This is a genomic window from Pseudalkalibacillus decolorationis (assembly GCF_024609785.1).
Lineage (GTDB): Bacteria > Bacillota > Bacilli > Bacillales > Fictibacillaceae > Pseudalkalibacillus > Pseudalkalibacillus decolorationis.
The window spans coordinates 1-11,953 of record NZ_JANHJQ010000055.1; the positions used below are offsets into that span (position 1 = coordinate 1).

The 11,953-nt window shown below is 41.7% G+C and carries 8 protein-coding genes, 9 tRNA genes and 2 rRNA genes; 1 reads left to right on the forward strand and 18 read right to left on the reverse strand.

From position 1 onward, the window contains the following. Positions 1–778 precede the first annotated feature (778 nt). From glmS to sigW, 6 genes are all read right to left on the reverse strand, one after another. On the reverse strand, positions 779–2,581 hold the full coding sequence (gene glmS, locus NON16_RS24975; protein ID WP_257352323.1) for a glutamine--fructose-6-phosphate transaminase (isomerizing): 1,803 nt from the start codon (positions 2,579–2,581) through the stop codon (positions 779–781). Positions 2,582–3,086: 505 nt separating this feature from the next. Continuing rightward, on the reverse strand, positions 3,087–4,436 hold the full coding sequence (glmM, locus tag NON16_RS24980) for a phosphoglucosamine mutase (RefSeq protein WP_257352324.1): 1,350 nt from the start codon (positions 4,434–4,436) through the stop codon (positions 3,087–3,089). A 31-nt stretch (positions 4,437–4,467) separates the two neighbouring features. Next, positions 4,468–5,748 (reverse strand): CdaR family protein, encoded by a 1,281-nt coding sequence (locus NON16_RS24985; RefSeq protein WP_257352325.1) that lies wholly within the window; start codon positions 5,746–5,748, stop codon positions 4,468–4,470. Next, positions 5,741–6,568: a diadenylate cyclase CdaA gene (cdaA, locus tag NON16_RS24990; protein ID WP_257352327.1), complete on the reverse strand. Its 828-nt coding sequence runs from the start codon at positions 6,566–6,568 to the stop codon at positions 5,741–5,743. Before cdaA ends, NON16_RS24985 begins: the two co-directional genes overlap by 8 nt. A gap of 387 nt (positions 6,569–6,955) precedes the next feature. Beyond that, positions 6,956–7,588 carry an anti-sigma factor gene (locus NON16_RS24995; protein ID WP_257352330.1) on the reverse strand — a complete coding sequence of 211 codons (633 nt, stop codon included), beginning with the start codon at positions 7,586–7,588 and terminating at the stop codon, positions 6,956–6,958. Between the two features lie 11 nt (positions 7,589–7,599). Next, entirely contained in the window at positions 7,600–8,169 is a 570-nt protein-coding gene (sigW, locus tag NON16_RS25000; RefSeq protein WP_257352331.1) for an RNA polymerase sigma factor SigW, read from the reverse strand. A gap of 226 nt (positions 8,170–8,395) precedes the next feature. Here sigW and NON16_RS25005 point away from each other — a divergent pair, with 226 nt between their 5' ends. Beyond that, entirely contained in the window at positions 8,396–8,584 is a 189-nt protein-coding gene (locus tag NON16_RS25005; protein WP_257352332.1) for an aspartyl-phosphate phosphatase Spo0E family protein, read from the forward strand. A 454-nt stretch (positions 8,585–9,038) separates the two neighbouring features. Here the strand turns inward: NON16_RS25005 and rocF are convergent, their stop codons facing one another. The 12 genes from rocF to NON16_RS25065 all read right to left on the reverse strand — a co-directional run. Continuing rightward, positions 9,039–9,938, reverse strand: a complete 900-nt coding sequence (gene rocF / locus NON16_RS25010) for an arginase (protein WP_257352334.1) — start codon at positions 9,936–9,938, stop codon at positions 9,039–9,041. A 528-nt stretch (positions 9,939–10,466) separates the two neighbouring features. Beyond that, positions 10,467–10,542, reverse strand: a tRNA-Ala gene (locus NON16_RS25015). Positions 10,543–10,546: 4 nt separating this feature from the next. After that, positions 10,547–10,620, reverse strand: a tRNA-Gly gene (locus NON16_RS25020). A 26-nt stretch (positions 10,621–10,646) separates the two neighbouring features. Next, positions 10,647–10,722: transfer RNA gene (locus NON16_RS25025), tRNA-Lys, on the reverse strand. Positions 10,723–10,807: 85 nt separating this feature from the next. Further along, positions 10,808–10,892 (reverse strand) — tRNA-Tyr (locus NON16_RS25030). Between the two features lie 34 nt (positions 10,893–10,926). After that, positions 10,927–11,002, reverse strand: a tRNA-Thr gene (locus NON16_RS25035). 32 nt (positions 11,003–11,034) lie between these two features. Then, positions 11,035–11,110: transfer RNA gene (locus NON16_RS25040), tRNA-Val, on the reverse strand. A gap of 4 nt (positions 11,111–11,114) precedes the next feature. Then, a tRNA-Glu gene (locus NON16_RS25045) sits at positions 11,115–11,189 on the reverse strand. A 13-nt stretch (positions 11,190–11,202) separates the two neighbouring features. Next, positions 11,203–11,278, reverse strand: a tRNA-Thr gene (locus tag NON16_RS25050). 2 nt (positions 11,279–11,280) lie between these two features. Further along, positions 11,281–11,355, reverse strand: a tRNA-Asn gene (locus NON16_RS25055). A gap of 25 nt (positions 11,356–11,380) precedes the next feature. After that, a 5S ribosomal RNA gene (rrf, locus tag NON16_RS25060) occupies positions 11,381–11,496 on the reverse strand. Between the two features lie 256 nt (positions 11,497–11,752). Continuing rightward, positions 11,753–11,953, reverse strand: a 23S ribosomal RNA gene (locus NON16_RS25065); the annotation flags it as partial.

The window sequence follows — 11,953 nt, forward strand, 5'->3', positions numbered from 1 at the left end:
AACGTGCGAAAGTCCATTTTGACCTGGTGACTTTAGTTTATAATGCTTCAAAACTAGCTGTAGACCGTATCAATGCCAGTTTAAATCAACAACAAGCAGCAGCATAAACTGAAAAAAATTATGAAAAAATTGATTTCTGTAAGTCTGTGTCTATTTAAATTATGGAATTATGAAATTGATTCAATTATTTATTAAAATTATCTCTAGTTCTTCATAGCATTACAAGTTTGGCCTCATTCCTTTCTTTGTATTAATAGATTCCCAGTGCTTCCTTGACGATAAAACAGCGTACCCCTTGGGATTCCATAAGCAAACAGCAAATTACTTTCTTACCTGGATCAGCATGTTACCCTACAGAACAAGAAAATCATCATTTACGACTCAGCTACTCTTATATGAATGAGCAACAATTAAAACAAGGCATTACAACAATATGTAATATCCTTCAATCAGTTATTAACTCAAAAATGAACCAAGAAAGTTCACCAAATTTTTGAGTTAATTAAAATGATTAAATTTGGTGAATAAAGTAACCCCCATTTCTTATAAAGTAAATGGGGGTTATTATTGAATATTATCTTTTTTATAATATGTTCCTAAATTCTTGATGGACTATGTCTAACTCTTCTTCCACCGTTACTTTAACTATATTTCTTCACAACCTCAACCTCTATTATACTTCAACTAAGATCTTCAACAATCTGGGCCCGATTGTTGAAGAGCATGACTGGCGTTTTTTAAACAACTTTATTGTTACTTAACAATTTAACTAATTTCCTTATTCAACAGTAACGCTTTTTGCAAGGTTACGCGGCTTATCGACATCGCAGTCACGGTGCAGTGCTGCATAGTAGGCGATGAGTTGCATTGGAATCACACTGACGAGTGGTGTAAGGTACTCATGTACGTCAGGGATTACGATTCGATCGTCTTCATCCTGCAGTGACTCTGAGCTGATCACGCATGTGTAAGCGCCACGTGCAGCGACTTCTTTTACATTGCCGCGAATACTTAAGTTGACGTGCTTCTGTGTTGCAAGTGCAATTACCGGTGTTCCCTCTTCAATCAAAGCGATTGTACCGTGCTTGAGCTCACCGCCAGCAAATCCTTCTGCCTGGATGTAAGAGATTTCTTTAAGCTTGAGAGCCGCTTCTAAGCATACATAGTAGTCGATTCCGCGTCCTATAAAGAAACAATTACGGGTGACTGCAAGATATTCACGGGCGATTTTCTCAAGCTCCTCCTTCTGATCACAGAGGGATTCCATTGCATTTGCTACAATACTAAGCTCTTTGATCGGATCAAATTCAAGCTCGATCCCTTTTGCTCGAGCAGTATCGACTGCAAGGATTGCAAGTACAGCCATTTGTGCTGTATATGCTTTAGTTGATGCTACTGCAATTTCAGGTCCAGCATGCAGCACCAACGTATAATCTGCTTCACGCGAAAGTGTTGAACCAGGTACATTGGTAAGCGTTAGTGCTTTGTGACCGAGCTTCTTCACATGCACGAGTACTGCACGACTATCTGCTGTTTCACCGCTTTGTGAGATGAATAAGAATAACGGCTTTTCAGAAAGGAGTGGCATGTTGTACGAAAATTCGCTGGCGATGTGTACCTCAACAGGGACCTCAGCTATTTTTTCGATCAATTGCTTGCCGACAAGCCCTGCATGATAAGACGTACCGCAAGCTACAATATAAATGCGATCCGTGTTTCTCATCGCTTTTCGAATATCATCATTAAGCTTTAAATTACCTTTTTCGTCTTGGTATTTGTTAATGATATTTCGGACAACCAAAGGCTGCTCGTCGGTTTCCTTTAACATATAGTGTGGGTACGTGCCCTTCTCGATATCACTTGCATCGAGCTCTGCTGTAAACGGATCACGTTCCATCTTTTCACCGTCAAGGTTCTTAATCGTTACATTATCACGGGTTACGATGACAACTTCTTCATCCATCAACTCAACGAATTGATCCGTTTTTTGAAGCATAGCCATTGCATCACTTGCAACAACGTTATATCCATCACCAATTCCAACTAAAAGTGGACTTTTGTTTTTACCTACATAAATCGTTTCTGGATTTTCGTTATCAAGTAATGCCAACGCATAAGAACCTCTTACTAGAGATAAAGTCTCGCTAAAAGCCGCTTCAACTTCATTTCCCTCTTTTACAAAGTGCTCAATTAATTGAACGATTACTTCTGTATCTGTTTCACTCGTAAGTTCAACATCCTTCAAAAATTCTTTGCGTACTTGTGTAAAATTTTCGATGACTCCGTTGTGTACGAGTGTAAAGCGCTTCGATGTACTTTGATGTGGATGCGCGTTTGTTTTGCTTGGTACACCATGAGTTGCCCAACGTGTATGTCCGATTCCAATGTTTGCTGGTACCTTCTCATCGACATTTTCACGGAGTGTCGCAATTCGTCCTTTTTCTTTAAAAACATGAACACCATCTTCGTTCATTACTGCAATACCAGCAGAGTCGTATCCGCGGTATTCAAGCTTTTCTAATCCTTTTAATAAAATTTCCTTCGTATCTTCTTTCCCTATATAACCTACAATTCCACACATTATAAATAAACCTCCCTGTTGGGGGCAACAGCCAATAAGGGGCTTCCGTTGCCCCCCAATCATGATTTAGTTCGTTTCTCATCACAATCATTACCATTGTTCACAGAGTCGCCTCTATGGTTTGGGTAATGATTCCCCGGTTGTGATGAATCACCGAGAGGTATCCGCCGATTGTTCGATAAACCTCTTCCTCGTCAACTATTTCATGCACTACCGTAGTGTCGGTATTAAAACCGAAAGAAATAGTTCAGGCGCTTTTATAAATGCTTTGACTTTAATGCTCCTTTCCATTTTTGAATAAAAGGTTTGCTTTTAGAACTTAATACATTCTAAAACATGCAAGATGAATCATACAACAGATTCTTACATCGGTCAATAAATTTATCCGTAGCGATATTTTAACAATATGCATAAGCAGCACGTTCCGTGTGTGTGGTTTGCTGCCTATGCATAGTATTCGCCATTATCATGATTTTTTGACCCTTTAAAAAGTAAGTTTAAATTATTATTCGATATACCCTAACTGTTCTTGAACAACACTAGCGATTTGATCTGCATACTGTTCACACAACTCTTCGGTAGGTGCTTCTACCATAACGCGGACTAGTGGCTCTGTTCCAGATGGACGAACGAGAACCCGGCCATTTCCTTGTGTTTCAGTCTCTACTTGTTGGATTGCCTCTTGCACTGCTGGGTTTTCCATAACATGATGCTTATCGGTTACTTTCACATTTTTCAAGCATTGCGGGAACTTTTTCATTTCTCCTGCTAGTTCTGACAAAGGCTTCTTCGTAAGTTTCATAATGTTTACAAGTTGCAATGCTGAAAGTAAACCATCCCCAGTCGTACTGTGGTCAAGGAAAATAATGTGTCCGGATTGTTCCCCGCCAAGGTTGAAATTGCCATTACGCATCCGCTCCATCACGTAGCGGTCACCAACAGCAGTCTGTTCAGACGAGATTCCTGATCCTTCGAGTCCCTTATAAAAGCCAAGATTACTCATAACCGTTGAAACAATCGTGTCTTGTTTCAATCGTCCCTCGTTATAGAAATGTTTGGCGCATATGAACATAATTTGATCGCCGTCCACGATCGTCCCATTTTCATCAATTGCGATTAATCGGTCACCATCCCCATCAAATGCTAAACCAACATCCGCTTCTTTCTCCCTAACAAGCTCTGCAAGTTTTTCTGGATGTGTTGAACCTACACCATCATTTATGTTAAGACCATTGGGAGAAGATCCAATCGTTGTAATATCAGCATCAAGGTCTGCAAATAGATGCGGTGCGAGAGATGATACTGCCCCGTGTGCGCAATCAAGTGCAATTCGAAGGCCAGCAAAGTCTTCATCAACCGTTTGCTTCAAGAATTGGAGGTATTTCTGACCACCTTCGAAATAATCACTTACCAATCCAAGTTCCTTTCCGGTTGGACGTGGGAGTGTATCCTCATCTTGGTCAAGTAATCCTTCAATCTCCTGCTCTTGTTCGTCTAATAACTTAAACCCGTCAGAACCGAAGAATTTAATCCCATTATCTCCAACTGGATTGTGTGATGCTGAAATCATAACACCGGCTTGGGCACCAAGTGCTTTTGTTAAGTACGCTACCCCTGGTGTTGAGATTACGCCAAGTCGCATGACTTCTGCACCGATTGATAGTAAACCTGCAACGAGGGCACCCTCAAGCATATGCCCAGAAATTCGTGTATCTCGTCCAATTATGATTTTCGGTTTTTGGGTTTCTTTCGTCAGAACATACCCGCCCAAACGTCCGAGTTTAAATGCCAACTCAGGTGTGAGCTCTGTATTTGCTACTCCTCTGACTCCATCTGTTCCAAAATATTTACCCATATTAAAATTCGCTCCTTCTTACCTTTTCACATTATGCGGATCTGTTGCTGATGGTTAAGGTTGCTTCTGACAGATTAGGTTCAAACGTGAATTTTTGTGGTACTTCGACATTAATTGCCACATCATGTTGCCCTTCTTCAAGGCTCTTAACATCAACAAATGCAACGATATCTTCTTCTGTAAGTTCTTGCAGATCCTCTTCATTTCCTTTTACCGTTAATTCAAATGCCCCTTGTTCTGGTTTAATAAAAGAGGCTTCTTCATTTTCCGATAATCCCTTCACCTGAATGGGAAAATTACTGAATGTCCGGGTACTAGCAGTTGGTTCAGGTGTTTCCTCCTCAGAAGAAGAGGTTTCTTCTACCGTTTCAACATCGATTTTTACGCTAACCTTTCCTGGTGTCGAGTAGAAGGCATCTTCTTGAAGAGGCACTTCTACTTCGATTGTCTCGTCTTCAGTAATTTTGCTTAAATCGATCGGAATACGCACCCCATTAATCTCACTTAGAAGATCCTTAGGTGCATGTATTGTGACTTCCTTTTCATTAGCGGTAGCTGATTTAAGCTCTATACCTTCTGGTAGGGATCCTTTTTGCTCAATGGAAACAGGTACAGTCTTGCTTGGATTCTCAATGGGTACAGTTACGTTAATTGTTGCAGGGTCAAGATTAATATCTATTGGGTCAAAGTTACTGTCATACGCCTGCAACTTAACTTCTTGTGTGATTGTTTCTTCTGCACCTTCCACATTGACAAAGCCTCGAATATACTCAATATCGTCTATTACTTCTTTCGCACCGGTAATTTCCATTTTCTCCATTTCAAGCTCTGGTGTGCCTGGGATATACCCTTCAGCCAACTTGTCTTCGTTTATTAACTGTACTGAGATATTGAACTCCTCTGTTTTCTTTTCATGCAACGTCACTGTGACTGTTTTTTGTTGAAAAATAGGGTCAATATTACCTGGGATATTTGGCACCTGAATGTTCATTGTATACTGACCAGGGCCCTTCCCAGATAAATCAATATAGGCGGTTTGTTCACGTTGTAGTCTTAGTTTTGTTAAATCCGCCTGAGGGCCTTTGAATTCTACTCTTACTGTCTCAGGTAGTCCCGTTAGAAAATACTTGTCCTCATCATACCTAGCTTCAAGATCGAGTGTTTCGTAAATAGATTCGTCATTACTAATGCCTTCATCTCCATTATTATCCACCTGCTGGTCGCCGGTAATAATGACATTCGTATACATCATTAGAGCAATGAGGAATGCTATGATCTTGACTACCCAATGGCTGTTAAGTAATCTATCCATCTTTCTTCCCCCTCCAGTTCCACTTTGACGATGAGGGAGTCGGCTTCGACTTTGCTAATAATTCAGCATCTAATAGTTTTCGTAGCATATCTTCATCTAAATTACGGTAGAGCTCTCCATTTTTCGTAAGAGAGACGTTGCCTGTTTCTTCTGATACCACAAGTGTAACACTGTCCGTTACCTCAGAGATCCCGAGCGCAGCCCTATGACGGGTTCCGAGCTCTTTAGAAATAAATGGACTCTCTGAAAGTGGCAAATAACTTGCTGCTGCTAAAATCTGATTGCCATTTATAATTACAGCACCATCGTGGAGCGGTGTATTCGGGATAAATATATTAATCAAAAGCTCTGAACTTAGGTTCGCATTAATCGAAATCCCTGTCTCCACATAATCATGCAGCCCGGTCTCACGCTCTATCGTGATAAGAGCACCGATTCGGCGCTTGGCCATATAGTTCGTTGCCTTTATCATCGCTTCGACTGTATTTTTCTTTTCTTCTTCCTCTGCAATCATTCCACGTGAGAAAAAGCGCCCACGCCCAAGCTGTTCAAGTGCACGGCGAAGTTCAGGCTGAAAGATAATAGCAATTACAAGGAAACCGTAAAGTAGCGTCTGATCCATCAGCCAGTTTAGCGTGTTAAGCTTAAAGATACCACTAAAAAACCAGACTGCGATAATAACGCTAATTCCTTTTAACAGCTGAATGGCCTTTGTTCCCTTGACCAGCATGATTAACTTATAAATCACGTAGGTGACTAAGAGGATATCAATTATATCATTCAAGTAATTTAAAATATTTAAATCTTCGATCGGAAACATACGCATCCTCCAAACTGATCGACTAAGTTCCATTGTTTCCAACAAAGGTCAGTTTGTTACTATGTAACTTAATTATTATATCACAAATTGGTTTGTAACTTCCTTTTTAACGATAACATATCATTCGACACGGATTTGAACTTCTGTCCTATAGGATTAACATGTTAGAAAAGCGCAAGCGCCCTGGGAAGCCACGAAGGTCACTGGAAGGCCACTGAGGAGGCGCTGTTGCCGCCGGAAGGGGACTGAAGTGATCCGAGTGGCTGGGCGCTGGAGCTAGACATTGCCTCTCTGCATCAAAATTTTATACTTTTTTACCTCTCAAGAAAGGGATGACCGTCATTAGGTCACCCCCATCAATAACCTGAATAAACTTGCTAGAATGGGCTAATCTGAAGTAAATAAGCCCCCCATTGTGTTAACACCTTCTTTAATCTTGTACCACACCCATTCGGTAACCTGGTGAATTTCCTCACTATCTCCTGCAATATGACCTGCAGACGCAAGGTAATGAGAACCGTTAATGACGGTCACACTCCCTTCTACTTTTCCAGCAATCTCAACATCCCCATTACGAACAACAAGATCACCTTTAACCACTTCACCTTCAGGGACAATCACTTTATCCTGTTCTTCATCTATCTGAACCTTTGCTCCATTCGCTGTAACCGAAATCGGGTTATTTTGATTGTTACCCCATTCACTGAATATCGCACTCGACATCAAAACCAAGAACACAACCGCTGCTGTTAAAAGCGGATGAGATTTAAACCAACGACGGGCTTTGGTCGACGACTTTTCCTGTGGAAGTCGATCCATCACTTTTGAGGTAAAACCATTAGGTGCCTTGATCGCACGATGGGTGTCCAAAAGTTGATCGGTCTTTTTGATCTCCTCAAATTGCTTTTGACACCCCGCGCACTTTTTTACATGTTGCAGCAGCTCTATTTTTTCAATAGGTTCAATTGTTTCATCAACCCAATTGTACATATATAATATATATTTTTGATCGCAATTCATGAAAGATCCTCCTAACAATCCAAGTCATTTAGCCGTTTCCGTAGTGCTTCTCGACCGCGATGGATACGGGTTTTAACTGTGGAAACCGGAATTTGTAATATGTTGCTGATCTCTTTAAGCGATAGCTCTTCCAAATATTTTAGTGTAATTGCTGAACGATATTTGGGCGGTAATTGCAAGATCTCTACTTGTATACGATCTTGAAGCTCAAAGGTTTCAATTTTTTCTTCAGGAAGTTGTTCTGCAACCGCAACCTGTGAATATAAGGTTAAACCGTCACTGCCTGCAACCTCTGCATCAAGATAATAATCCGGTTTTTTCTTTCGAAGCCGATCGATCGTTAGGTTCGTTGCGATACGATAAAGCCACGTTGAAAATTTATGTTCCTCATTAAATCGCTCAATATGCATGTAAGCACGCAAGAAAGCCTCCTGAGCCATATCCTCAGCTTCATGGCTGTTCCCGAGCATACGATAACAAATATGATAAACTTTATCTTTATATATATCTACCAGTTCCTCAAAGGCTTTTTGATCGCCTTTTTTGACCAGTCGGACTAAACGTTTTATTGTTATATCCATACTGAACCTCCGCCCATGCAAAAATGTCTCCCCAATACCCGTAAATTCTATCTATTCAAAGAGACTCAACCCCAACTGAGCTACTCCTGCAAAAAATGCTCCATCGATTATTTTAACACGAATAACTTCCAATTGCCGAATAATTTTGTTAGAATAAGGTTTAATTTTACGAACATCGGGTATAGTGGTTAAAAAGAAAGCACACGAACGAAGGCAGGTGATCGGCATGTCGAAGGAAGAGCGTTTTTTACTGGATGAAATTGAACTGTCTCGCAAGAAAATGTTTCATCTTGCAAAGGAAAAGTCCTTGTTTTCAAATGAGGTAGTTGAAATCAGCCAATACTTAGATGATCTACTAAACCGATATGACGATGTTAAAGATAGCTTGGCGGGTCCTAGCCTTAGCGCAGGCTGAATCTAAAGCCCTACCTTCTTATTTTTAAAGAAAACTTGGCAAGGCCAAGTCTATGGCGCAGGCTGAGCCTTAGTTGCGCTTATACTATAGAAAGTATTTTTATACTTTCTTAACGTGTAAGAAAAGCGAAAAAGACCTGTTTAGGTGGGATAAAGAAAACTAGGTCAGCGCCAAGCATAGCGAAGGCGATTCCCTAAGTTGCGCTTATGCTTGGGAGTGCAAGCGCTGGAGATTCTGCAACACAACACGCTTTTTGTGTTTGTGGAAGAATCGAAGCGACCTTGAGCACCTGGGCGCTGGAGCTAGACATTGCATCTATGCAGCAAAATTTCATACTTTCTTTACATGTTAAAAAGGGAATGACCGGTGAGTCATTCCCTTTTCTTTGTCTATATAGAATTTGTTCAAGCTATTTAACTAATTTCCTGTCATACAAATTTTTTTGAAAAAACTTTTATATTAGCTTCTCTCCAAATAACGATCCTACAAGGCCTACGGCTACAGTTGCGGTTTTATTTTTATCATCCAAAATTGGATTTACTTCTACAAACTCTGCTGAAGTAAGGATATCTGCTTCTGCAAGCATTTCCATTGCAAGATGACTTTCACGATAGCTGATTCCACCAAGGACAGGAGTTCCAACGCCTGGTGCCTCAGCAGGATCCAATCCATCAAGGTCCAGACTCAAGTGAACTCCATCTGTCCCGTTTGAAGCGTATTCAATGGCTTCCTGCATTACTTTTGTCATTCCCATTTTATCAATTTCATGCATTGTGAAGACTTTAATACCCTTTTCTCGAATCAGTTCACGTTCCCCCTCATCAAGAGATCGTGCCCCAATAATAACGATGTTTTCTGGTTTGATTTTTGGACCATATCCACTGATTTGCGTTAACTGCTCATCACCTATACCAAGGCTAATAGCAAGTGGCATACCATGGATATTTCCACTTGGAGAAGTATCCCCTGTATTTAAGTCGCCGTGAGCATCATACCAAATAACCCCGAGGTTATCATGATGACGAGCAATCCCAGCAAGGGACCCAATAGCCATACTATGGTCCCCGCCCAAAATAAGCGGAAAATGATCGTCTTCAATAAGTTGATGAACACCGTCCGAAAGACGAGTACTTGCCTCAATTACACCTTTCAAGTTTTTGAGATTCGTTTCTTTACTCGCCACTTTTTCTCGTTGCGGAATCTCAATATCCCCACGATCTTCAACATCATATCCAAGATTTTCCAACCGTTCCAAAATTCCTGCGTACCTCATTGCACTTGGTCCCATATCGACACCTCGGCGCATTTGCCCGAGATCCATTGGAACTCCTAGAATACCGATTTTTTTCTTCATATTGTGCCTCCTCTTTAATTTTGCTCTATTTCTATTGTAGAGCCTTGGATCCGAGTGGTTCAACTGGACACAATTTTGTATAGTTATGCGCCTAAACAGCGATTTCTGAAAGGAAACTGGATAAATATTAAGCGTTTACATCATTTGGTTCTTAGTTTGTACAGAAAAGCCATGGAATATTGAGCCAAGTAGTTAAAACAGGCATCAATTATTCTCATTGATCCGAGTGGATGGAGCTGGAGCTAGACATCATAGAAAAGCGGAAGCGCCCTGTTCAGGTGTGATAAAAAAACTTGGTAAATGCCAAGTTTTTAGGCGATTAACTTAGCTACACTTATGCTTTAGTGCAAGCGCTGGAGATTCTGTAACACAACACGTTCTTTGTGTTTGTGGAAGAATCGAAGCGACCTCGAACACCTGCGCGCTGGAGCTAGACATTACAACTTTGCATCAAAATCTTATACTTTCTTTATTCTTATTAAAAAACTCTCTTAACCAGTTTGGTTAAGAGAGTTAAAGTTATATGTATGGTGGAGCCTAGCGGGATCGAACCGCTGACCTCCTGCGTGCAAGGCAGGCGCTCTCCCAGCTGAGCTAAGGCCCCGTAATGGAGCGGGTGATGAGAATCGAACTCACGACCAGAGCTTGGAAGGCTCTTGTTTTACCACTAAACTACACCCGCATATTTCATTGTTTTTCGAGTCAAAATGGTGAGCCATGAAGGACTCGAACCTTCGACCCTCTGATTAAAAGTCAGATGCTCTACCAACTGAGCTAATGGCTCGTATTAAGGTGATACTCACCTAATTTGTCCCTTCCTACATTGGGATAACTATTAGCTATCCTAGTAGAAAAGATTTTTTTCAAGATGGTGGAGGGGGACGGATTTGAACCGCCGAACCCGGAGGGAGCGGATTTACAGTCCGCCGCGTTTAGCCACTTCGCTACCCCTCCAACAAAAAAAGACCTATAAGTCATACTATATAAATGGTGCCGGCCAGAGGACTTGAACCCCCAACCTACTGATTACAAGTCAGTTGCTCTACCAATTGAGCTAGGCCGGCAGAGAATTTCAAAAACATTTATTTGAAGTAAATGGTGGAGGATGACGGGATCGAACCGCCGACCCCCTGCTTGTAAGGCAGGTGCTCTCCCAGCTGAGCTAATCCTCCGAAATGGTGACCCCTACGGGATTCGAACCCGTGTTACCGCCGTGAAAGGGCGGTGTCTTAACCACTTGACCAAGGGGCCTTTATATATTTAGTGGAGCTTCCAATCGGATTCGAACCGATGACCTCTTCCTTACCATGGAAGTGCTCTACCTGCTGAGCTATGGAAGCAATGGCTCCACAGGCAGGACTCGAACCTGCGACCGATCGGTTAACAGCCGATAGCTCTACCACTGAGCTACTGTGGAATAATGATAAGAAAGAAAAAAGTTGGCCCGGCGATGTCCTACTCTCACAGGGGGAAGCCCCCAATTACCATTGGCGCTGAAGAGCTTAACTTCCGTGTTCGGCATGGGAACGGGTGTGACCTCTTCGCCATCATCACCAGACCTTATATTTCAAGATCCACAATTTTTGTCTTTGTAAGACAAGATATATTCTACTAAAAATAGCTCGTATTTTCAAGGGGTTTTTGTTTAAAATATTCCCTCAAAACTAGATAACGGATTCTTGAAAACATCGAAGTGGTGTCTAGCTGCGACTCCTTGAAACTCGGGGTCACTTCGTCATTCCTGCGGCGGCAACAGCCTCCTCGTCATGACTCCAGTGCCTGTCGTTTCAGGACAGTCGTCTCGCTTTTCTTTTTAGGTTAAGTCCTCGATCGATTAGTATCTGTCAGCTCCACGTGTTGCCACGCTTCCACACCAGACCTATCAACCTCATCATCTCTGAGGGATCTTACTCGCTTACGCGATGGGAAATCTCATCTTGAGGGGGGCTTCATGCTTAGATGCTTTCAGCACTTATCCCGTCCACACGTAGCTACCCAGCGATGCTCCTGGCGGA

Coding starts and splice junctions, on each gene's coding strand:
- glmS (WP_257352323.1), bottom strand. CDS start 2,581: ATGTGTGGAATTGTAGGTTATATAGGGAAAGAAGATACGAAGGAAATT.
- glmM (WP_257352324.1), bottom strand. CDS start 4,436: ATGGGTAAATATTTTGGAACAGATGGAGTCAGAGGAGTAGCAAATACA.
- NON16_RS24985 (WP_257352325.1), bottom strand. CDS start 5,748: ATGGATAGATTACTTAACAGCCATTGGGTAGTCAAGATCATAGCATTC.
- cdaA (WP_257352327.1), bottom strand. CDS start 6,568: ATGTTTCCGATCGAAGATTTAAATATTTTAAATTACTTGAATGATATA.
- NON16_RS24995 (WP_257352330.1), bottom strand. CDS start 7,588: ATGAATTGCGATCAAAAATATATATTATATATGTACAATTGGGTTGAT.
- sigW (WP_257352331.1), bottom strand. CDS start 8,169: ATGGATATAACAATAAAACGTTTAGTCCGACTGGTCAAAAAAGGCGAT.
- NON16_RS25005 (WP_257352332.1), top strand. CDS start 8,396: ATGTCGAAGGAAGAGCGTTTTTTACTGGATGAAATTGAACTGTCTCGC.
- rocF (WP_257352334.1), bottom strand. CDS start 9,938: ATGAAGAAAAAAATCGGTATTCTAGGAGTTCCAATGGATCTCGGGCAA.